This window comes from Rhizobium sp. T1470 (assembly GCF_042140505.1).
GTDB classification, from domain to species: Bacteria; Pseudomonadota; Alphaproteobacteria; order Rhizobiales; family Rhizobiaceae; genus Rhizobium; species Rhizobium favelukesii.
In genome coordinates this window covers 1-21,084 of the sequence record NZ_CP148094.1, presented here as the reverse complement: position 1 = coordinate 21,084, position 21,084 = coordinate 1, and the positions used below count along the sequence as shown (strand labels likewise).

Below are 21,084 nucleotides of genomic sequence, written 5' to 3'. Positions count from 1 at the left end.
GTTATGGATCGACTTCTCGTCAGCTATTACGGGGACGACTTTACCGGATCCACCGATGTCATGGAGGCGTTGGCATCGAACGGTGTTGCGACGGTGCTCTTCCTCGACATTCCCACGCCCAAAATGCTGGCGCGCTTCAAAGATTGTCGCGCAATCGGCATTGCTGGGACAAGCCGCAGCGAGACGCCCGCCTGGATGCAACAGCACCTGACGCCTGCTTTCGAATGGCTAAAGTCGCTTGGTGCCGCCATCTGTCACTACAAGGTCTGCTCGACCTTCGATTCCGGCCCCGAGATTGGCAGTATCGGCAAGGCGATCGAAATAGGCCGTGCGACGTTCGGGCAATCGACCGCGCCCGTCATCGTCGGGGCGCCGCAATTGGGGCGCTACACGGCGTTCGGCACTCTCTTTGCCGCCTACCAGGGCCGTATCTTTCGCATCGATCGCCATCCTGTGATGAGCCGCCATCCGGTGACACCGATGGACGAGGCCGATCTTGCAATCCACCTGGCGAAACAGACCCGCGTTCCGATCGTGGTCGCGGATCCTGACGCAATCACCTCGACCGACGCCGATGCCAGGATCGACGAACTGGCACAGAATGCACCCGGAATTCTGCTCATCGATGTCGATTCTGCGGCGACACAAGAGGCTGCAGGCCAACAGCTACTCCGCCTCACCAGCAGATCCGGGAGCTTCGTTGCTGGTTCATCGGGGGTTGAATATGCCCTTCTGCGTGCATGGCGCCATAACGGCCTCATCAGCGAAAACAGCGTCGAGTTTCCAGACGTCGGCCCCGTCGACCGCCTAGCGGTCGTGTCAGGCAGCGTATCGCCGACGACTGAGCGGCAAATCCGAAGTGCAGTCGATAACGGCTTCGAGAGCGTCGCCCTCGATCCGCTAGCACTGGTTTCGGAGGATGGCGACCGCTGCGTGGATGGAGCGGTACAGGCTGGCATCCAGAAGCTTAAGGAAGGCAAGAGCGTGATCATCCACACCGCTCTCGGGCCATCTGCGGACATCGGTGCCGACATCGACAAACATCCGGGCGCGCGTCACAAGCTCGGACGTGCACTCGGCACGGTCTTGCGTCGCCTGATCGAGAGAGAAGGGCTTGCTCGGGCCGTCATTGCCGGTGGCGACACGTCCAGTCACGCACTCAGGCAGTTGAAGATCGACGCATTGACGACCCTTCTTCCGCTTCCCCAGACGCCGGGGTCTCCGCTTTGCCTCGCTCACGGTGACTATCCGCCGACCACCGGCCTGCAGATCGCTCTTAAAGGCGGTCAGGTCGGAACAGACGGTTATTTCGCGCAGATACGCGACGGAAGGAAGAGTTGAGATGGTTTTCTGGGTCGGCACCAGCTTCAAGATGAACAAGACCGTTGCCGAAGCGCTCGCCTTCGCGCGCCGCCTTGCCGAGACAGACTACGAACGCGACGTTCGCGTACAGCGGTTCGTCATTCCATCGTTTACCGCCGTCGGCGAGGTCAAACGCGCGCTTGCCGGTACTTCGGTGAAGGTCGGCGCTCAAAACATGCACTGGGAGGATGCCGGTGCCTGGACGGGAGAGATTTCTCCCTTGATGCTGAAGGACTGTGAGCTCGACATCGTCGAGTTGGGTCATTCCGAACGACGCGAGCATTTCGGGGAGACCGACGAAACCGTCGGCCTCAAGGTTTCGGCCGCTATCCGTCACGGTCTCATTCCCGTGATCTGCATCGGCGAGACATTGCAGGAACGCCAGCAAGGCCAAGCCGATGCTGTCGTGCGGCGGCAGGTCGAGAAAGCTCTGGCGGGCGTGGGCAGCGCAGCCGGCCACGCTCCGATCCTGCTCGCTTACGAACCCGTCTGGGCGATCGGTGTGAACGGTATTCCGGCAACAGCCGACTATGTCTCGCAGCGGCACGGAAAGATCGCCGAATTGGCCAGGTCCATTCTTGGCCGTTCGGTGCCGGTCCTCTACGGCGGAAGCGTCAACCCGCAAAACTGCGAGGAACTGATCAGCCAGGCGCACGTCGGCGGCCTGTTCATCGGCCGTTCGGCTTGGTCCGTCGACGGTTACCTCGACATTCTTCACCGCGTTAGCGCGGCGATCGAACGCAAAATTTCTGTGCCCGCAGGCGAGTGAAGGAACCTGTTATGAAGATCGCAATTGGCGCAGACAGCGCCGGCAAACCACTCTTGGATGTCATTGCTGCCCATCTTGGAAGCAAGGCCGACCTCGAAGTCCATGATCTTAGCCAATCCGGCTTCTATGCCGACCTTTCCCAGCGTCTCGCGCAGACGATTGTCAACGGCGAACATCACCGCGGCATCCTGATTTGCGGCACGGGCATCGGCGTCTGTATTTCTGCAAACAAGGTGCCAGGCATTCGCGCTGCTCTCACGCACGATACCTATTCCGCAGAGCGTGCGGCGAAATCGAACAACGCACAAATCATTACGATGGGCGCACGTGTCATCGGACCAGAACTGGCCAAATCGATCGTCGATGTCTGGCTTGCCTCCGAATTCGACCCGCAGGGTCCGTCGGCTGGAAATGTCCAGGCAATTGACAGGCTCGACGCTGAAAAGCCCGCATCATAACAATTAAGTGGTGATATGGTGATTGACTCATCATACCAGCATATGATCCTATCCAAAACTCAAAAGGTGAGGAAACATGACTAAGATTGCCCTCTTCGGTGCCGGCGGGAAAATGGGGTACCGGCTTGCGAAAAATCTCAAGGGTTCGCGTTTCAACGTGCGCCACGTTGAGGTTAGCGACGCAGGTAAAACCCGTTTGAAAAATGATCTTGGCCTCGATTGCCTACCGGTCGATGCTGCCCTCGATGGCGCGGAAGTGGTTATCCTTGCCGTGCCCGACAGCGCGATCGGGAAAGTCGCGGCAAGCGTCGTCGACAAGCTGAAACCCGACACCATGGTTGTCGTGCTGGATGCTGCGGCCCCCTTTGCCGGTCACCTGCCGAAGCGCGACGATCTCACCTATTTCGTCACCCATCCCTGTCATCCGCCAATCTTCAACGACGAAACGGACATGCCGGCGAAGAAGGACCACTTCGGCGGCCTGTTCGCCAAGCAGCACATTGTCTCGGCGCTGATGCAGGGGCCCGAAAGCGCCTACGCTCTCGGTGAGGAAATCGCCAAGCTCATCTGGGCCCCGGTCATGCGCTCGCACCGGGTCACGGTCGACCAGCTTGCCATGCTCGAACCTGGGCTGTCGGAAACGGTGTGCGCATCGCTGCTCGTCGTCATGCGACAGGCCATGGATGAATGCGTTGCACGCGGCGTGCCTGAAGAAGCTGCCCGCGACTTCCTGCTCGGCCATATGAACGTGCTCGGCGCGGTCATCTTTAAGGAAGTCGACGGCGTCTTCTCAGATGCCTGCAACAAGGCGATCGAATTCGGCATTCCAGCCCTGATGCGCGACGACTGGAAAAAGGTATTCGAACCACAGGAGATCGCCGAAAGCATCCGGCGCATCACCTGAACCGGCTTGGGGAAGGCCTAAGGCTTCCCCTCAACCGCCCCAAGGGAGACGGGGCTTTGTTCACACTCGGGAGGAAAAAATGAGACTAACGCGTAGACTGACACTTGCAGCCTTTGCCGGCGCACTGGCGCTCGGAACTGCCATTCCGGCCTATTCGGCCGACCTCATCGCCATCATCACGCCGGCGCATGACAATCCCTTCTTTAAGGCAGAAGCCGTCGGCGCCGAAGCAAAGGCGAAGGAACTTGGCTACGAAGCCCTCGTCATGACGCATGATGACGATGCCAACAAGCAGTCCGAAATGATCGACACCGCGATCGGACGCGGCGCCAAGGCGATCATTCTCGACAACGCTGGAGCGGACGCGTCTGTCGCAGCCGTCAAGAAGGCAAAGGATGCGGGCATCCCCTCCTTCCTGATCGATCGCGAAATCAACGCAACCGGCGTGGCTGTTGCCCAGATCGTCTCGAACAACTACCAGGGCGCGCAGCTCGGCGCGCAGGAATTCGTCAAGCTGATGGGCGAGAAAGGCAACTACGTCGAGCTGGTCGGCAAGGAGTCTGACACCAATGCCGGCATCCGCTCGCAAGGCTATCACGACGTCATTGACGACTATCCGGACTTGAAGTCAGTCGCCAAGCAGTCGGCGAACTGGAGCCAGACGGAAGCCTACTCGAAGATGGAAACCATCCTGCAGGCAAATCCAAACATCAAGGGCGTCATCTCCGGCAACGACACCATGGCCATGGGCGCGATCGCAGCACTGCAGGCGGCCGGGCGCAAGGACGTGATCGTCGTCGGCTTCGACGGCTCCAACGACGTGCGCGACTCCATCAGGTCTGGCGGCATCAAGGCGACCGTTCTGCAGCCCGCCTATGCACAGGCTCAGTTGGCTGTCGAGCAGGCAGACGCCTACATCAAGAACAAGACCACGCCCAAGGAAGAGAAGCAGTTGATGGATTGCGTTCTCATCAACGCAGACAATGTTGACAAGCTCGAGACCTTCGCTCTGACGAACTAATCAGCCGTGAATTGCAGAGGGGCAGCGCTGCGCCCTCTGCAATTCCTTTCGTATGACGTCGAGGTTCACCCGCATGTTGAGAATGAAGGGCGCCCTACTCGCTGCTGTGGTGGTGGCGATGTTGCCCGGTTGCAAGATCATCAAGACGCCAACCGCAGAAGAAAAGGCGGCGGCAGCGGCCAAGACCGCCTTCGACCCGAACGCAAAGGTCGAGGCGATCTGGCAGTCCGAGGTCATACCCTATTTCGAGAAGCGCTCCGGCGAACTCAAAGACGTCGTGCAACTGGCCACTTCCAGCCCCGATCAGGCGGGCGAGAAATACGGCAATCCGCGCAAGCAGAGCAGCTCGCCGTGGACGTATGCGGTAAAAGTCAACGGCAAGGTCATTGCTGCCGATACAGCCTCGCGCGCGGCAACGCTCGATGTCGACGCCGATGGCGATGGCAAGGCCGATGCGAAGGTACAGATCGGGCCGGCGCTGCGAGGCACGGCGCTGCGCGACACGCTGGACTTTGTCAATTTCAACGAATTCAAGAACCAGATCGAGTGGGCTCAGTTCGGCAAGGCGTTCAACGAGAAGGCCAATGCGGCCTTCCTGTCCGCCGTCCCGCGCGAAGGCCTTGTCGGCAAGACAGTAACCGCGATTGGCGCCTTTCCGCTCCCCAACGGCGGCCAGCTTCCATTCGTCACTCCCTCCGAACTGACGGTGGGATCATGACCGCAAACAAGATATCGACGCACGGCATCATCCTGCGGCTCGACGATGTGTCGAAGGTCTATTCGGGTATCGTCGCGGTGAAGCGCGCCCATCTCGAACTGCGCCAGGGCGCGGTCAACGTCCTGGTGGGCGAAAACGGCGCAGGCAAGTCGACACTCATGAAGATCATCGCCGGCGTCGAGCACCCGACGCACGGCCGCATCATCCTTGACGGCGAGCCCGTATCTTTCAACAGCCCGGCCGATGCGCAGGCGCACGGCATCGGTATGATCTTTCAGGAGCTCAATCTCTTTGCCAACATGTCGGTCGCAGAAAATATCTTCGCCACGCGCGAGATGACGCGCGGCCTCTTCGGTATCGATCACAAGGCGCAGGTCCAAAAAGCCAATGCATTTTTGAAGCGTCTGGATGCCGGGATTGACGGGGAGACGATGGTCGAGGATTTGCCCATCGGCCAGCAGCAGCTCGTCGAGATCGCCAAGGCGATGTCGTTGAATGCGCGTATCCTGATCATGGACGAGCCGACATCCGCTCTTTCGGCTGCTGAAGTTGAAATCCTGTTTAAGGTGATTGCCGAACTCAAAGCCCAGGGCGTCGCGATCGTCTACATCTCGCACCGACTGGAAGAGCTGATGCGGATCGGCGACTACATCACGGTGCTACGCGACGGCCAAATCACCGGTCAGGCAATGGTCCGCGATATCGACACGCGTTGGATCGTGCGCTCCATGATCGGCTCGGACGCCAAGGATTTTGCAAAGTCTGTGGACCACGCCGTCGGCAGCGAGGTCTTTCGCGCCGAAAACATCAGCCTGCCGCGAGCCACGGGTGGGCTTTCGGTCAACAACGTCTCCTTATCGGTCAAGGCAGGCGAAATACTGGGCATTTATGGCCTCATGGGTGCGGGGCGCAGCGAGTTCTTCGAATGCGTGATCGGACGTCACATGCACTCGACCGGCAAAATCTTCATCGATGGCAAGGAAGTTCGCGCCCGCGATACCACGCGGCGTATCCGACGCGGACTTGCCCTGATTCCGGAAGACAGGCAGCGGGAGGGTCTGGTCCAGGTCCTTTCCATCGCTTCCAACCTAACCCTGGCAAGCCTTGGCCGCTTCACCCGCCTCTTCCATATCGACGGCAGCGCCGAGAAGAACGCCATTCGCGATGCGATCCGCGATCTTTCAATCAAGGCGCCCAACCCGGATTTCGAAGTAACCTCTATGTCGGGCGGCAATCAGCAGAAGGTGGTCATCGGCAAGGCGCTGATGACCAATCCAAAGGTGCTTTTGATGGACGAGCCAAGCCGTGGCATCGATGTGGGCGCCAAGGCCGATGTCTTTCGCACCATGCGCCGGCTGGCGGCAAACGGGCTCGCCATTTTGTTTTCGACGTCTGACCTCGAAGAGGTCATGGCGCTTTCCGATCGAATCGCGGTCTTAAGCAACGGCCAGCTGGTCGCCGTCTTCGACCGGAGCGAGGCCACGGAAGAAGCCATCATCGCGGCTTCGGCCAAGGGACACGGACATCAAGGGAAACTCGCGTCATGACGGCGGCCACCTCATCCAATACTTCGCCTGCGAGCGCGAACGGTTCTGTACTGCTGACGCTGATGAAGCTCAGGACGTTCATCGCGCTGTTTGCCGTAATCATCTTCTTTGCGATCTTCGCGCCGAACTTCACCTCGACTGCAAACATGATCCTGATGTCGAAGCACGTCGCGCTCAACGCCTTCCTGGCGATGGGCATGACCTTCGTCATCATCACCGGCGGCATCGACCTGTCAGTCGGATCGATCGTCGGGCTTTGCGGCATGGTCGCCGGCGGTCTGATCCTTTACGGCATCGAACTGCCAATCGGTTACACCATCTATTTCAACCTCTTCGAGATCGTATTCATCACGCTTTCGATCGGCCTCCTCATCGGCCTCATCAATGGTCTGCTGATTACCAAGCTCAACGTCGCGCCCTTTATTGCGACGCTCGGCACCCTTTACATCGCACGTGGGCTGGCGCTGCTCTCGTCGGACGGCCAGACCTTTCCGAACCTTGTCGGCCGGCCCGAATATGCGACGACCGGCTTCGACTTCTTCGGCGCGGGGCGCATTTTCGGCCTGCCGGTATCGATCTGGATTCTGATCGTACTTGCGCTGCTCGCCGCCTATGTCGCGCGCTCGACGCCAATTGGCCGTCATATCTTTGCCGTCGGCGGTAACGAGCGCGCCGCACGGATGTCGGGTATCCGCGTCGACCTGGTAAAGATCTTCGTCTACATGTTCTCCGGCCTTTGCGCGGCGATCGTCGGTGTCATCATCTCGTCGGAGTTGATGGCCTCGCACCCGGCGACCGGTGAGAGCTTCGAGCTCAACGCGATCGCCGCGGCCGTTCTTGGCGGCACGTCGATGTCGGGCGGACGAGGGACGATCGGCGGCACGATCATCGGAGCATTCGTGATCGGCATTCTCTCGGATGGATTGGTGATGATGGGGGTCTCGTCCTTCTGGCAGATGGTCATCAAGGGATTGGTGATCATCATCGCCGTGGTTGTCGACCAGGCGCAGCGCCGCCTGCAACAACGCGTCACTCTCATGCAGATGGCAAAGGCAGGTTGAAATGACTGAATTGAAAGGTGCATTGATCGGTTGCGGCTTCTTTGCGATCAACCAGATGCACGCCTGGAACGATGTCGAAGGCGCCAGGATCGTCGCGATCTGCGATCGCGATCCCGAGAGGCTGAAGGTTGTCGGCGATCAGTTCGGTATCGATCGTCGCTATAGCGATGCCGAGGCGTTGTTCGCCGACGGCTGGTTCGATTTCGTCGACATTGCCACGACAGCACAGAGCCACCGCGCCCTCGTGGAAATGGCTGCCAGGCGCAACATAGCGGCCATCTGCCAGAAGCCGTTCGCCAAGACGCTATCGGACGCAAAGGCGATGGTCGAGGCGTGCCGCCATGCCGGCGTAGCGTTGATGATCCACGAGAACTTCCGCTGGCAAACACCGATACAGGCGGTCAGAAAGGCGCTGGATGCAGGCGCCATCGGCACCCCCTTCTGGGGGCGTTTTTCCTTCCGTTCGGGTTACGACGTCTTCTCCGGTCAGCCGTACCTGGCAGAGGGCGAGCGGTTCATCATCGAAGACCTCGGCATCCATACGATCGATATCGCCCGCTATATCCTTGGCGATGTTTCCTCACTCACGGCTCGCACCAAACGGGTCAACCCGAAGATCAAGGGCGAGGACGTGGCGACCATTCTCCTTGACCACGAAAACGGCGCCACCTCGGTGGTAGACGTCAGCTACGCGACGAAGCTCTCCAAGGAACCGTTCCCGGAGACATTGATCGAGCTTGATGGCTCCGAGGGCACCATCCGTCTGACGCAAGGCTACGGCCTCCAGGTAACAAACGCGCAGGGCACGACGACCACGGACGTATCTCCAAAGTTGCTGCCATGGGCCTCGCGGCCATGGCACAACATCCAAGAGAGCGTCCACGCGATCCAGCAGCATTGGGTCGATCAGTTGAAGCGCGGCGCCGAGCACTCAACATCCGGGGCCGACAATCTGAAGACGTTTGCCCTTGTCGAGGCCGCCTATGACAGTGCAGCCAAGGGGCAGACAATCGACGTCGGAGCGATGCTGCGATGACGATCGACCTGTTCCAGCTCTACGGCACCCATATCGTCGAAACGCCACCGGTTCGACTACGTGCCGGAAAACTGGTAGCCGATTTTGCCAATGGCAACCTGCGCACCATCCGCTACAATGGAACCGAGGTGCTCAGAGCAATTTCTTACCTTGTTCGCGACCGGGATTGGGGCACCTACAGCCCGCAGATCGACAATCTTACGATCGAGCAGAATGAGGATCGTTTCGAGGTCACCTATCGCGCCTGCTGCTCTGGAGCGAACGACACTACACTCGTCATCGACGTTCGCATCGTTGGAAGCCCCGACCGACTTGACTTTGAGGCCGAAGCCGTGGCCAAGACCGGCTTCGAAACCAACCGCTGCGGCTTCTGTATTTTGCATCCGATCGTCGGAGTGGCCGGCGCACCAGCGACGGTCGAGCACGTTAAGGGCGCCGTCGTGGCAACACGGTTTCCGGATTTGATCGAGCCCTGGCAGCCGTTCAAGGACATGCGCGCCATCACCCACGACGTAATGCCTGACGTGAAGGCAGAATGCCGGATGGAGGGCGACATCTTTGAAATGGAGGATCAGAGGAACTGGTCGGACGCATCCTACAAGACCTACGTCAGACCGCTCGCCCTTCCGTGGCCGTACCAGATCGCCGCCAACCAGCCCGTTCGGCAAAAAACGTCACTGATCATCACTGACAGCCGCAGCCCCTTACGAGAGCACCCTTCTGCTGGGGCCTCGGGTGGAGCTATCAACCTCGAGCCCGGGGCGCGAAGCGGCACCATGCCGGCGATCGGCCTGATTATTGCACCCGAAGACGCTGACGCGACCTTGTCGGCAAAATCCGTCCTGTCGGAGATCGCTCCCCAGGAACTTCTCTTCCATCTCGATCCTGGTGCCGGGCATGGCGTCGAAGTGCTCAAGCGGTTCGCAGCAATCGCCGCCGCCCATTGCGGTCGTTCGACGCTGGAGATAGCACTTGCCTGCAAGCGGTCTCCGTCCATCGAGGTGGGCGAGATCGCCCACCAGATGCAGTTGGCAAAGTTCAAGCCGGATGCGATCATGATCTCGCCTGCCATCGACCGGCAGTCGACGCCGCCCGGTAGCAAATGGCCCGATTGCCCGCCTCTCGAAGAGATCTACGCTGCAGCCCACTTAGCCTTTCCAGGCATTCGCATCGGTGGCGGCATGCTGAGCTATTTCACTGAGCTCAACAGAAAGCGCGTTCCCGATGGACAGCTTGACTTCGTCAGCCACTGCACCAATCCGATCGTCCACGCAGCAGACGATCTCAGCGTCATGCAGACATTGGAAGCCTTGCCGTTCATAACCCGATCCGTGCGCGCGATCTACGACGCAAAGCCCTACCGGATCGGCCCGTCGACCATTGCGATACGGCAGAACCCTTATGGCAGCCGCACGATGGACAATCCTTCGGGCGGACGCGTACCGATGGCCAACCGCGACCCGCGCCATAACGGGCGCTTCGCAGAGGTTTTCGCGCTGGCTTACGCGATACGGGTACTGGATGCCGATCTCGAATGCCTGACACTTTCTGCATTGACCGGTCCATTTGGTTTGATCGCCGGTCCGGCAGAACCGATCGAGGAAGGCGGGCGGCGCCCACTGTTTAATACCGTACGGGCACTGGCTGCATTGGCTGGTGCATCCTGGCAGGAATGTGTCTCCTCCTCCCCCTCCGAGGTGCTGGCTTTCGTTGCAGGGGATGCCACAGGAGAAAAGCTTTGCATCGTTAATTTGACGAGCGAGGAAAAAGCGGTCGACTGCGGTGCATGCAAGCCAGCATCAAAGAATTCAGGTACGAACCTGTTGCTCGCTCCACTGGCTAGCCTCGTCGTGCGACTGGCGGATTGACCCGCTCGGTACCAATTGCATCTATGCCAACGAAGCTTGTTCTGGGGAGGATGGCGTGAAGACCAAGAAGCTTATCAATTCCGGTGCAGACGCCGTCGATGAGATGCTGCAGGGGGTGCTTTCGGCGCATCCGAACCATCTTTACGCGGTCGACGATATGCCGCGCGCGATCATTGCCAAAAACGGGCCGCGCAAGGGCAAGGTCGGGCTGGTGATCGGCGGCGGGTCTGGCCACGAGCCAACGTTTCTGGGCTTTGTTGGCAAGGGGCTCGCAGACGCTGCCGCGATCGGCAATGTATTCGCCTCCCCGCCCCCCGATCCCATTATCGCGTGTGCCAAGGCTGTCGATGGTGGTGCCGGCGTTCTGTTCATGTATGGCAATTATGCCGGCGACGTCATGAACTTCGACATGGCCGCTGAAATGCTCGCTTTGGACGACATTGAAGCGCGAACTGTCCTGACAACGGATGACGTCGCCTCCGCGCCTCCCGATCAGAGGCACAGGCGACGCGGCGTGGCGGGCAACGTTTTCATTTTCAAAGCCGCTGGAGCGGCCTGTGATCTGCTGTATTCTTTCGACGACGTGGAGCGGGCTGCCCGCCATGCCAATTCGCGAACCTACACGATGGGTGTCGCGCTCTCGCCGTGTTCGCTGCCCCAGACCCTCAAACCGAACTTCCTGATTGGCGAAGACGAGATGGAGATCGGAATGGGAATCCATGGAGAACCCGGGATGGCTCGCGAGCCGCTGAAACCGGCAAACGAAGTGACCGACGAACTGATGGACAGCATTCTTCGGGAGATGAAGGCAAGTCGCGGCGATCGTGTCGCAGTGCTCGTCAACTCGCTCGGTTCGACGCCGATGATGGAACTCTACATCATGATGCGACGCGTGAAGTCCCGGCTTGATGATGCCGGACTCGTCGTCCATACGTCGCTCGTGGGAAATTACTGCACGTCGCTTGAAATGGCCGGTGCGTCGGTGACCGTCATGCATCTCGATGACGAGCTACAGCGATTGATCGACCACCCCTGCGATTGCGCCATGTTTACGAGGTGATCGATGACGATCACGACGAAAGATCTGCAGCGCCTATTTGTCCTGATTGCCGAGGCTATCGCAAAGAAACGCGACCATCTTTGTGAGTTGGATGGCGCCATCGGCGACGGCGATCACGGGCTCGCCATGGACGCAGGATGCCAAGCGGCCGCAAAGGCCGTCGGCGAGCTCGACCCTGCCCAGACTGCGCCAACGGCTGTATTCAACGTCGCAGCAAAGGCATTTTTGAATGCAGTTGGCGCTTCATCTGGCCCATTGTACGCCACCGCCTTCATGCGCGCGGGAGCGGCCGCCAAGGACAAGCAGGCATTGACCGATGACGATTTCCTACGCGCTTTTGCGGCAATGGCCCAGGGAATCCAGGAGCGCGGCAAGGCAGAGCTCGGAGAAAAGACAATGTTTGATGCCTGGAGGCCGGCAGCTGACGCCGCGCAGGATTCCTGGCGGTCGGGAACGCCCCTCGCTGCATGTTTCGACGCTGCCCTGCAGGCGGCACACGAGGGCTGCGAAGCAACGAGCGGCATGACAGCAGGCAAGGGGCGCGCTTCGCGATTGGGGCATCGCGCGATCGGTCACATCGATCCGGGCGCTGCGTCGGCCGTCATCATAATTGCCGCGATATCGAAATTTGCACAGCAACATGATGGTTAGCTCATCATACCCGTTGGCATGTCAATGACTATCTGCGAAAACGGGCCGGCTTTACAAGAGGAGGACGTAATGCTGACCCTATCCACGACGTTGAAGTCTACGAGCATCGTTGCGCTGGCGATCGCGTCCCTGTCTGCAACGCCGGTTCTTGCCGAAGATATCACGCTCTGGACGCTCAACTTCGACAACAATGCTGCAAATACGGCCCTGAAGAAGGTAGCAACGGACTTCGAAGCGGCAAACCCTGGGACACATGTCGAGATTGTCCAGCGCGCCGTCGATGAGCACAAGACTGCTTTGCGCGTCGCTGCAGGCTCCGACAAAGGACCCGACATCTATTTCAGCTGGGCGGGCCTTGGCCTTGGCGGCGAATACGTGAAAGCCGGTCTGTCGCTGCCGCTCGACAAGTACTACACCGAGTACAAATGGAACGACGAACTGCTTCCCTCTGCAGCGGCTTTCGCCGACTTATATCCCGGCGGCAAGCATGGCGCTCCCTTCACGTTCAAGGGTGAAGCCGTCTACTATAACAAGAAGCTTTTTGACCAGGCTGGCATCAAGGAAGAACCCAAGACCTACGACGAACTCGTTGCAGCGGCGGAGAAGCTGAAGGCCGCAGGAATTCCTGCCTTCACGTTCGGCGGAACGGTCAACTGGCACGTCATGCGTCTCATGGACGTTATCCTTGAAACAAAGTGCGGCGCTGAAAAGCATGACGCCCTGAAAGCGATGACGCTGGACTGGACGAAGGAACCCTGCGCGACGGAAGCGTTCGGGGAGTTTGCGAAGTGGACGAAGGACTACACGCTGCAGCCGTTCATGGGCATCGACAACAAACAGTCCTACAGCCTCTTCACGGCAGGTCGTGCAGCAATGATGCTCGAAGGCGATTGGCTGGTCAGCCAGCTTAACGGCTCCGGTGCCAATCTCGACGACTACGGCATTTTCCCGTTCCCGACCAATACCGATCGTCTCTACGGCTTCGCCGAGTACAACTACATCAGTACCAAGAGCAAGAATCCGGATATGGCGGCGAAGTTTCTTGACTATTTCCTGTCCACGAAGGTGCAGCAGGATCTGCTCGGTCAGCTCAGTTCGACCTCCGTCAACAAGAACGTAGAGTATACCAACCAGAAGCCGCTCGAGGCAGAATGGCTGGATATCTTCAAAAAGTACGGCAAGGTGTACATGAACGGCGATCAGGCGTTCCCGCTTGATGTCACGACGGAATACTTCCGCGTCATCAATGACGTCGCCTCCGGCAACGCTGAACCTGCTGACGCGGCCAAGCAGCTGCAGAGCTTCATCGCAAGCCGAACCTAATTCCTCCCAGGCGCCAGTCGATCGACCCTCGTGTTGATCGGCTGGCCCATTTCATAAGCTGGCAGCGGCTCTCATTGCCAGGAGGAAAGCATGTCACTTCGACAATCGACACACGATCCGCGCGTGCAAGCGCTCATCCTGCTTGTGCCGGCATTGGCAATCTATGCCGTGTTCGCCCTTTATCCGATGCTCAATGTCATCATCCTGAGCTTCCAAAAATGGAATGGACTGGATCCGCATCGGCAATTCGTCGGGCTTGCAAACTATACCGCGATTTTCACGAGAGATCCGGTTTTCTGGGTCGCTTTTAGGAATACTGTGATCTGGACGGTGATGAGCCTGATCTTCCCGCCAATGGTCGGACTCCTGTTGGCCCTCAGTCTCAATCAGAAGATCTTTGGCCGCAATAGCCTCAGGGCGATCTTTTATCTGCCGGTCATCATCGCGCCGATCGCTGTCGCCACCATGTGGAAATGGATGTACGATCCGTTCTTCGGCCTTTTCAGTCAGTTGCTCACGTCGTGGGGCATGCAGGGCTGGATCAAGGACTGGTTGGGCAACAAGGATATCGCCCTTTATTCCGTCTTCCTGGCGTATCTCTGGCAGACGGTGGGTTTCTCGATGGTCCTGTTCCTGGCAGGCCTGCAAAATGTCTCACAAACGCTTGTCGAGGCCGCACGCATCGATGGCGCCGGTCGTTGGGCGGTGTTCAAGCATGTGACGTTGCCAGCATTGCGCCCGACGGTGACGATCGTTCTGGTTCTTTCCATCATCTCGTCGTTGAAGGCATTCGACATCGTCTACGGTCTGACGGGCGGCGGCCCGGCGCAGTCCACCCAGATGCTGGCACTCTGGGCGTTCACACAGGCCATGCAGATCTTCGATTTTGGACGAGGCGCCGCAATTTCCGTCGTCCTGCTCCTGATCACCATGACCGTGGTCATTCCCTATCTCAGACGGACCCAAAAGCACGAGGAGGTTGAATCGTGACAGCAGTCCCAACTGACACGACCCTCTTGCGGCTCCAGGTCGAACCATCGTCGATGAAGCGGGATCCGATTTTGATCGGTCTCTGGATAACCCTGATCATCGTAGCGCTTGTCTGGGTGGCGCCATTTGTCTTCATCGTGTTCACGTCCTTGAAGACGCCTGCGGCGGTGACGAACACGGGTGCTTTCGTGCCACCTACCGACCTCGCGTTCGAAAACTACAGCGCCGCATGGAGCCGCGGCAACTTCGCAAGCTCCTTCTTCAACAGCGCCATCATTACAGTCATCAAGGTGCCGCTTGGGCTCCTGCTTTCCGCAATGGCCGCCTATGCCCTTGCCAAGATCAAGCTGAAGGTCACACAGGCCCTGTTGCTTCTTGTCGTGTTCGGCACGATGATCCCCTTTCAGGTGATGCTTGCCCCCCTGTTTACCCTGGTAAACTCGTTCGGCCTCATCGACACTTACCCAGGCGTCATTCTCCCCTACATCGCCTTCGGCGTTCCGTATCAGGTTTTCATCCTGCACGGCTTCTTCAAGGGAATTCCCAAAGAGCTTTCTGAAGCGGCACTCATTGACGGTGCGAACCACTTCACCATCTTCAGACGGATATTTCTGCCCGTGTGCCTACCCGTCCTTGCGGCATTGCTCATTCTCGACTTCGTCTCCACCTGGAACGAATTCGCCATGGCGCTGGTGCTGCTCCAGGATCAGCACATGTGGACGTTGCCGCTCGGTCTGATGTCGTTTCAGGGGCAGTTCTCAAGCAACTACGGCCAGCTCAATGCGGCCATCGTGATGACCGTCCTGCCGGCGACCATCGTCTATCTCATATTCCAACGCTACTTCGTGTCTGGCCTCACCTCCGGTGCGGTCAAGGGCTAGAGACCATAAAAGTATTCCACGAGGAGAGAATTCTATGCCTAATGCAACAGTCGAAAAATGGGGCGTGTTCGAGGCCTCCTTTGATGGACCCTCCGACGGGAATCCCTATCTCGACGTGGCATTCGATGCCGTGTTCACCCACAAGAGCCGGGACGTGCGCGTCCCCGGTTTTTATGATGGAAACGGGACGTACCGGATGCGCTTCATGCCCGACGTTGAGGGCGAGTGGTCGTTTGTAACGCGTTCCAGAACTACTGCACTCGCCGGAAAAACGGGCTCCTTGATCGCAACGGCACCATCGACAGGCAATCACGGCCCGGTCCGGGTACGCAACAAATTCCACTTCGCCTATGCCGACGGAACTCCATTTTTGTCATTCGGTACGACCTGCTATGCCTGGACGCACCAGCCGCTGGAGATGCAAAGGCAAACTCTCGAGACCCTTGGGAAGACGCGTTTCAACAAGATCCGGATGGGCGTATTTCCCAAAGACTATCCCTACAACGTCAACGAGCCGCTACACGCCTGCTTCGAACGAGGAGCGGATGGCAAGGAGGACTTTGACCGTCCAAATCCCGCCATGTTCCAGCATTTTGACAAACAGGTCGCAACACTTTGCGAACTCGGGATCGAAGCCGACATCATCATGTTCCACCCCTACGACCGGTGGGGTTATGCGGATATGTCGGCCGAACAGGATTTCCGCTATGTCGAATATCTGGCCGCGCGTCTGTCCGCCTACCGCAATGTCTGGTGGTCGCTTGCCAACGAGTATGATTTCCTCATCGACACGAAGCCGATGGCGCAGTGGGATCGCTATTTCCACATCCTGGAAGAAAACGACCCTTACCAGCACCTGCGTTCCATCCACAATGGCGACGTGACTGCGAATTTCGATCATCGCAAGCCATGGGTCACGCACACCTGCATTCAAAATCCTGACGTCAAGCGGACCCAGGAGTGGCGCAACGCCTACGGCAAGCCTGTTGTCAACGACGAGCCGGAATACGAGGGCGACATCCTGCAGTCATGGGGAAACCTCAGCGCCCAGGAGCTCGTGCACCGCTTCTGGATCACGATGGCGCGCGGCGGCTATGCCGGTCATGGCGAAACCTATTCCCATCCAGACGACCTGATCTGGTGGGCTAAGGGTGGAGAATTGCATGGCGAAGCATGGAAGCGCATCGGCTTCCTCAGGGATCTTCTGGAAGCGGATGTGACGCACGGCCTCGAGCCGCTCGGGTCGGTCGGCGAGTGGCCCTGGTCCCGCGTGTCTGGCGTGCGTGACGGTGACGGCGATTTCCGCCTGATCTATTTCGGCGAGCATCAGCCGGTCATCTGGTCTTCGGGACTTCCGGTCGACAGCGACGACTATGAGGTCGATCTCATCGACACATGGGAGATGACGATCACACCGCTTCGGAAAGTGGAGGCCCCTGTTCCCCATCCCACACGCCATGGCGCGATTGTCAGGGGTGGCAAGCCGGACGCTGCCTTCGGCGTCAAGATTCCGCGCAAGCCATATCAGGCCCTGCGCGTACGCAGGAAGCGCTAGAGGATATCAAGAGGTCCCAAAATGTCTGGCTTGAGCATCAAAAACGTCAAGAAATCCTTCGGCGCGGTGGACATAATTCATGGTGTCGACGTCGAGATCGCCGACGGTGAATTTACCATTCTCGTCGGCCCGTCTGGCTGCGGCAAGTCGACATTGCTGCGCATGATCGCGGGACTCGAGGAGATCACGGCTGGCCAAATCAGCATCGACGGTCGCGTGGTGAACAATCTGCAACCGAAGGACCGCGATATCGCGATGGTCTTCCAGAACTATGCATTGTATCCGCAAATGACGGTCGCCCAGAATATGGGATTTGCTCTTGAGCTCGCTGGCGCCAAACGGCCGGAAATCGAGCAAAAGGTAGGTGAGGCTGCAGCAATTCTGGGATTGCAGCCCCTCCTCGATCGAAAGCCGGCGCAGTTGTCAGGCGGACAGCGACAGCGCGTCGCCATGGGTCGCGCTATCGTTCGAGATCCGAAAGTATTTCTCTTTGACGAACCTCTTTCGAATCTGGACGCAAAACTGCGCGTGAAGATGAGAGCGGAGATCAAAGCACTGCATCAACGCCTGAAGACCACGATCGTCTACGTCACCCATGACCAGATCGAAGCCATGACCATGGCTGACAAAATCGTCGTGCTCCACGGTGGTCGCGTCGAGCAGATCGGCAGCCCGCTCGAGCTCTACGACAGACCGCGCAACATCTTTGTTGCAGGTTTCTTGGGCTCTCCCGCAATGAATTTTCTTGAGGGAACACTGCAAGACGCCGGAGCTCCCACGCTGTCGCTGCAGGGCGGTTCACGCCTGAAGCTGTCGCGGGCTCCTGCCAACTCGGCAAAGAGACCAATGACGTTGGGTATTCGTCCGGAGGATATCGCCTTGGGCGGCGAGAACGGCGTGGACGCGGTGGTCAAGGTTGTCGAACCTACGGGATCGGAAACCCATGTCGCCGTGGAGCTCGAAGGCAAGGAGCTGACATGGGTCGTGCGCGAACGGGTCGAATTGGTACCGGAGCAACGGGTGAAGCTTTCTTTCGAAACGGCCAAGATTCACTTCTTCGACCGACAGACACAGCAACGCCTGAACGCCTGACGTTGTTTGGAGCGATTGTCGCTGGCACCGCCACGTCCAATGTCAGCGCAGCGCTGTGAGGATGAACTGGATATTCGCCGGATGGCGGTGAACGCGCCGCCGCGGCTTGTCGCTTATCGAGGCTGTAAAGCTCAACGGCCTTGATCCCGGAGCATACCTTCGTGACGTCTCTGCCGATCATCCGATTAACAGGATCGATGAACTATGGCGAGCGAGGGAAACACTTCGTGCCCGACGGGCGGGATTGCTGGCGCGGGCGCCGTGTTCAGAGCATAGGCGCGCACCGGCCGGGCTGTTCTTGAGCGTCTTCCGCCCAAGTCGCGAAACCGCTCGGTCACCCGGTTCGCACGTCGTCGAATACCTTGCCCGAGATGCAAACCGCCACCAGGCTCGGCCATTGCTTCCAGCCGCGCGGCGATGTTGACGCCGTCGCCATAGATATCGCTGCCCTCCCCGATGACGTCTCCGAGATTGATGCCGACACGCAGCACGATGCGACGGTTCTCCGGCAGTGGCTCGTTGGCCTCCGCCATCTTGCTTTGCAATTCGATCGCCGCGGTGACGGCGTTCATCGCAATGGCGAACTCCACGAGCACCCCGTCGCCCATCACCTTGACAATGCGCCCGCCATGATCGCGCACCGTGGGGTTGAGTATCTCCGTCCGCCGCTGCTTCAGCGCCGCCAGCGTGCCAATCTCGTCGGCACCCATCAGCCGCGAGTAACCGACCACATCGGCGACAGCGATGGCGGCAAGTCGACGCTGGACGGGCAAATCAGCCATCTCTGTGACACGCTTCGACAGTGGTTGGCCCGCCACTGGTATTCTTGCCGCCCCGAGAAGTCCATTAAAGCGCCGCTCTGAAAACGTGAACCGTTGAAAGATCCTTTGGGGCGGAAGACATGCCGTGTCCTGCGCAAAGTGCCGCCTTTTCCGACGCTGCCCTCGGGCAGAACGAACAAGACAGGCCTCGGTTGCGGCGATCAGTCAGGCAATTTCTCCTGGGTAATCCTGACAAATTTGAAAGTCAGGCCTGGTGTTCGCACTAGCCCGGAAGAAAACTCCTAAGTCACAATAAGAGCTGGGCTTGAACAATTCGTCGTCTCAAAGCGTTATCAGAGCGGATGAACTTTTGGAGTAAAGCCCATGAAAAAACTGCTGTTAGCGGTTGCCGCATGCGCGAGTCTAGTTCCCTTCTCGCCCGCGTCTGCTCAAGGAATATACTTTGAGTTCGGCGATAGCCCGCGTTACTACGACGATGATTCACCAAGGCTCTACCGTGCGCCTCCTCGGTATTATCGCGATCGGTACTATCCGTCACGATACGAACAGCCGAGGTGCTGGAGGCAGCCATACCAGGTTCGCAGTCACAACCATGAGATAACGAGATACAGGACCGTCTGTGCCGACTAAAATGCAGGCGCACTGATGTAGGCTACCCGTCGGCCACCCGCCATTCGGGTGATCCTGAGAATTGTCTTACGCTCACAGCCTGGGTCCCACGACCCGGCGACAGCTTCTGCAAAACCCGGCGAGAGGGGTCGGCGTACTCTTTTTGTCCGCCACCATTCACTCGGGTCGAGCGAACTATCGCAGAAGCCACCAAAAAAGCGTTCCGAAACCGCCGATAAATATGGCTATGAAGACGATGATCCGAAGAAGGCCCTCGTTTACGTTGCCTTTGCCGACGATCATTGTGAACCAGTCTTCCAACATCTGTCTCTCGCCTGATCCGAGGGCACTTTGAGACCGACGATAGCTCGCAATAGCGCGACGCACAACAAGCTGCTGGAGCGCAACAACTGCGTCCCGGATCTTCAGGTCTTCTCACGTCATGGTAGGTGCGCGTACCGCTAAAGGCGTACGTGCGAGCCGTGCCCGGTTGTGCTCTTATGGCGGCGGCCGAAAGACGGCCAGTTTCCCTGTAAAAGTGCTGAGGGTCCGCTATCACCCCTGCGGACCTCTCACTTTTCACGCCTTCCTCACCAAATTTGCTAAAGCCGCCTATGCGAACGGATGCATCCTTTTTCCGGCTGCAAAACGCTATCCTAAAGGCTCCTCAGATCCATCCCTCTGTGAGCAGGATTAACACACAAGGCCGTCGAACCCCTGTCAGGCTTTGTGTGCCTGTCTCTACAGCCAGGTCGCCGCTGCGGCGGCGGCCTCGGACTCCTCCATGACTATCACGGCGCGGATCGCGCCGACGAGCCAAATCATGATGTTTGCAAATCGTGAGGCGGAGGCACGCCAAATCACTATTCTTTTTCGTTTCGCGTGCCTCGTCGCGGCCAGAATAGACCCGGACGAAAAATCCGGGCTGATCGAGCGTTACTACCAGGTCTGGCTGCCATACCAATCGTCGATGTCGCGGCGAGCGCGATCCCGCTCAATACCGTAACGTTCCTGGATCTTGCCTTCCAACTGGTCGCGTTTGCCGGCGATCTGATCGAGATCGTCATCAGTGAGCTTGCCCCACTGTTCCTTGACCTTGCCTTTCATCTGCTTCCAGTTTCCTTCGACACGATTCCAATCCATTTCGCTTCTCCTTCATGCTGCGACTGTGCAGGTAACGAGGCAGCAACATTAGTGTTCCCTGGGCTCGAGCGCCTTTGGCCCAAGCGATATGAAGGAGTTCAGACATGGCTCCGGCGCGAGCTCTGGCCATTCAGCAGCGCAACGAAGCCTGTAGGAATCGATGACGCATGCCTGCATATCACCCCGCCGCAAATGAGCACGAACAGCCGGGCATGACTGGAAGGGAAGGCAAGCCACTGCAAGATTTCAACCAC

General features: G+C 58.6%; 19 protein-coding genes and 1 pseudogene. 18 read left to right on the top strand and 2 right to left on the bottom strand.

From position 1 onward, the window contains the following. Positions 1 to 3: 3 nt before the first annotated feature. The 18 genes and pseudogenes from WGT02_RS34370 to WGT02_RS34285 all read left to right on the top strand — a co-directional run. Positions 4 to 1,341: a four-carbon acid sugar kinase family protein gene (locus tag WGT02_RS34370; RefSeq protein ID WP_208245462.1), complete on the top strand. Its 1,338-nt coding sequence runs from the start codon at positions 4 to 6 to the stop codon at positions 1,339 to 1,341. 1 nt (position 1,342) lies between these two features. Further along, entirely contained in the window at positions 1,343 to 2,131 is a 789-nt protein-coding gene (locus WGT02_RS34365) for a triose-phosphate isomerase (RefSeq protein WP_024314117.1), read from the top strand. Between the two features lie 11 nt (positions 2,132 to 2,142). Beyond that, positions 2,143 to 2,589: an RpiB/LacA/LacB family sugar-phosphate isomerase gene (locus WGT02_RS34360; RefSeq protein ID WP_024314118.1), complete on the top strand. Its 447-nt coding sequence runs from the start codon at positions 2,143 to 2,145 to the stop codon at positions 2,587 to 2,589. A gap of 76 nt (positions 2,590 to 2,665) precedes the next feature. Next, positions 2,666 to 3,493 (top strand): phosphogluconate dehydrogenase C-terminal domain-containing protein, encoded by an 828-nt coding sequence (locus WGT02_RS34355; RefSeq protein ID WP_024314119.1) that lies wholly within the window; start codon positions 2,666 to 2,668, stop codon positions 3,491 to 3,493. 79 nt (positions 3,494 to 3,572) lie between these two features. Next, a complete protein-coding gene (locus WGT02_RS34350; RefSeq protein ID WP_208245463.1) occupies positions 3,573 to 4,514 on the top strand; it encodes a D-ribose ABC transporter substrate-binding protein in 942 nt (313 codons plus the stop codon). Between the two features lie 73 nt (positions 4,515 to 4,587). After that, a complete protein-coding gene (locus WGT02_RS34345) occupies positions 4,588 to 5,232 on the top strand; it encodes a DUF2291 family protein (RefSeq protein ID WP_024314121.1) in 645 nt (214 codons plus the stop codon). Then, the gene (locus WGT02_RS34340) at positions 5,229 to 6,779 is read left to right on the top strand and encodes a sugar ABC transporter ATP-binding protein (RefSeq protein WP_040680813.1); all 1,551 of its coding nucleotides are present in this window, start codon (positions 5,229 to 5,231) and stop codon (positions 6,777 to 6,779) included. The genes WGT02_RS34345 and WGT02_RS34340 overlap by 4 nt, the downstream gene beginning before the upstream one ends. Then, a complete protein-coding gene (locus WGT02_RS34335; protein WP_024314123.1) occupies positions 6,776 to 7,840 on the top strand; it encodes an ABC transporter permease in 1,065 nt (354 codons plus the stop codon). The genes WGT02_RS34340 and WGT02_RS34335 overlap by 4 nt, the downstream gene beginning before the upstream one ends. A 1-nt stretch (position 7,841) precedes the next feature. Next, entirely contained in the window at positions 7,842 to 8,876 is a 1,035-nt protein-coding gene (locus WGT02_RS34330) for a Gfo/Idh/MocA family protein (RefSeq protein WP_024314124.1), read from the top strand. Further along, entirely contained in the window at positions 8,873 to 10,744 is a 1,872-nt protein-coding gene (locus WGT02_RS34325) for a hypothetical protein (protein ID WP_208245465.1), read from the top strand. Before WGT02_RS34330 ends, WGT02_RS34325 begins: the two co-directional genes overlap by 4 nt. Positions 10,745 to 10,799: 55 nt before the next feature. Beyond that, complete coding sequence (locus WGT02_RS34320; RefSeq protein ID WP_208245467.1) at positions 10,800 to 11,804, top strand: dihydroxyacetone kinase subunit DhaK; 1,005 nt, start codon at positions 10,800 to 10,802, stop codon at positions 11,802 to 11,804. A 3-nt stretch (positions 11,805 to 11,807) separates the two neighbouring features. After that, entirely contained in the window at positions 11,808 to 12,455 is a 648-nt protein-coding gene (gene dhaL / locus WGT02_RS34315; protein WP_208245468.1) for a dihydroxyacetone kinase subunit DhaL, read from the top strand. Between the two features lie 69 nt (positions 12,456 to 12,524). Continuing rightward, complete coding sequence (locus tag WGT02_RS34310) at positions 12,525 to 13,778, top strand: ABC transporter substrate-binding protein (protein WP_208245469.1); 1,254 nt, start codon at positions 12,525 to 12,527, stop codon at positions 13,776 to 13,778. 90 nt (positions 13,779 to 13,868) lie between these two features. After that, a complete protein-coding gene (locus WGT02_RS34305) occupies positions 13,869 to 14,768 on the top strand; it encodes a carbohydrate ABC transporter permease (protein ID WP_024314129.1) in 900 nt (299 codons plus the stop codon). Next, complete coding sequence (locus tag WGT02_RS34300; protein WP_024314130.1) at positions 14,765 to 15,649, top strand: carbohydrate ABC transporter permease; 885 nt, start codon at positions 14,765 to 14,767, stop codon at positions 15,647 to 15,649. Before WGT02_RS34305 ends, WGT02_RS34300 begins: the two co-directional genes overlap by 4 nt. Positions 15,650 to 15,683: 34 nt before the next feature. Beyond that, positions 15,684 to 17,204, top strand: coding sequence for a DUF5060 domain-containing protein (locus WGT02_RS34295; protein WP_208245471.1), 1,521 nt, complete (start codon positions 15,684 to 15,686; stop codon positions 17,202 to 17,204). 21 nt (positions 17,205 to 17,225) lie between these two features. Then, positions 17,226 to 18,296, top strand: coding sequence for an ABC transporter ATP-binding protein (locus WGT02_RS34290; RefSeq protein ID WP_208245473.1), 1,071 nt, complete (start codon positions 17,226 to 17,228; stop codon positions 18,294 to 18,296). Between the two features lie 58 nt (positions 18,297 to 18,354). Beyond that, a pseudogene (locus tag WGT02_RS34285) lies at positions 18,355 to 18,501 on the top strand (transposase domain-containing protein); the annotation flags it as partial. Here WGT02_RS34285 and WGT02_RS34280 read toward each other — a convergent pair. Together WGT02_RS34280 and WGT02_RS34275 are read right to left on the bottom strand one after the other, a co-directional pair. After that, positions 18,482 to 19,006, bottom strand: coding sequence for an adenylate/guanylate cyclase domain-containing protein (locus tag WGT02_RS34280; protein ID WP_263623195.1), 525 nt, complete (start codon positions 19,004 to 19,006; stop codon positions 18,482 to 18,484). The pseudogene WGT02_RS34285 and the gene WGT02_RS34280 overlap by 20 nt on opposite strands. Positions 19,007 to 20,626: 1,620 nt before the next feature. Beyond that, positions 20,627 to 20,830: a CsbD family protein gene (locus WGT02_RS34275; protein WP_024314134.1), complete on the bottom strand. Its 204-nt coding sequence runs from the start codon at positions 20,828 to 20,830 to the stop codon at positions 20,627 to 20,629. Positions 20,831 to 21,084: the final 254 nt, after the last annotated feature.

Excerpts from the sequence above, each read along its gene's own strand:
- WGT02_RS34370 (WP_208245462.1), top strand. The coding sequence starts at position 4 with ATGGATCGACTTCTCGTCAGCTATTACGGGGACGACTTTACCGGATCC.
- WGT02_RS34365 (WP_024314117.1), top strand. The coding sequence starts at position 1,343 with ATGGTTTTCTGGGTCGGCACCAGCTTCAAGATGAACAAGACCGTTGCC.
- WGT02_RS34360 (WP_024314118.1), top strand. The coding sequence starts at position 2,143 with ATGAAGATCGCAATTGGCGCAGACAGCGCCGGCAAACCACTCTTGGAT.
- WGT02_RS34355 (WP_024314119.1), top strand. The coding sequence starts at position 2,666 with ATGACTAAGATTGCCCTCTTCGGTGCCGGCGGGAAAATGGGGTACCGG.
- WGT02_RS34350 (WP_208245463.1), top strand. The coding sequence starts at position 3,573 with ATGAGACTAACGCGTAGACTGACACTTGCAGCCTTTGCCGGCGCACTG.
- WGT02_RS34345 (WP_024314121.1), top strand. The coding sequence starts at position 4,588 with ATGTTGAGAATGAAGGGCGCCCTACTCGCTGCTGTGGTGGTGGCGATG.
- WGT02_RS34340 (WP_040680813.1), top strand. The coding sequence starts at position 5,229 with ATGACCGCAAACAAGATATCGACGCACGGCATCATCCTGCGGCTCGAC.
- WGT02_RS34335 (WP_024314123.1), top strand. The coding sequence starts at position 6,776 with ATGACGGCGGCCACCTCATCCAATACTTCGCCTGCGAGCGCGAACGGT.
- WGT02_RS34330 (WP_024314124.1), top strand. The coding sequence starts at position 7,842 with ATGACTGAATTGAAAGGTGCATTGATCGGTTGCGGCTTCTTTGCGATC.
- WGT02_RS34325 (WP_208245465.1), top strand. The coding sequence starts at position 8,873 with ATGACGATCGACCTGTTCCAGCTCTACGGCACCCATATCGTCGAAACG.
- dhaL (WP_208245468.1), top strand. The coding sequence starts at position 11,808 with ATGACGATCACGACGAAAGATCTGCAGCGCCTATTTGTCCTGATTGCC.
- WGT02_RS34310 (WP_208245469.1), top strand. The coding sequence starts at position 12,525 with ATGCTGACCCTATCCACGACGTTGAAGTCTACGAGCATCGTTGCGCTG.
- WGT02_RS34305 (WP_024314129.1), top strand. The coding sequence starts at position 13,869 with ATGTCACTTCGACAATCGACACACGATCCGCGCGTGCAAGCGCTCATC.
- WGT02_RS34295 (WP_208245471.1), top strand. The coding sequence starts at position 15,684 with ATGCCTAATGCAACAGTCGAAAAATGGGGCGTGTTCGAGGCCTCCTTT.
- WGT02_RS34290 (WP_208245473.1), top strand. The coding sequence starts at position 17,226 with ATGTCTGGCTTGAGCATCAAAAACGTCAAGAAATCCTTCGGCGCGGTG.
- WGT02_RS34280 (WP_263623195.1), bottom strand. The coding sequence starts at position 19,006 with ATGGGTGCCGACGAGATTGGCACGCTGGCGGCGCTGAAGCAGCGGCGG.
- WGT02_RS34275 (WP_024314134.1), bottom strand. The coding sequence starts at position 20,830 with ATGGATTGGAATCGTGTCGAAGGAAACTGGAAGCAGATGAAAGGCAAG.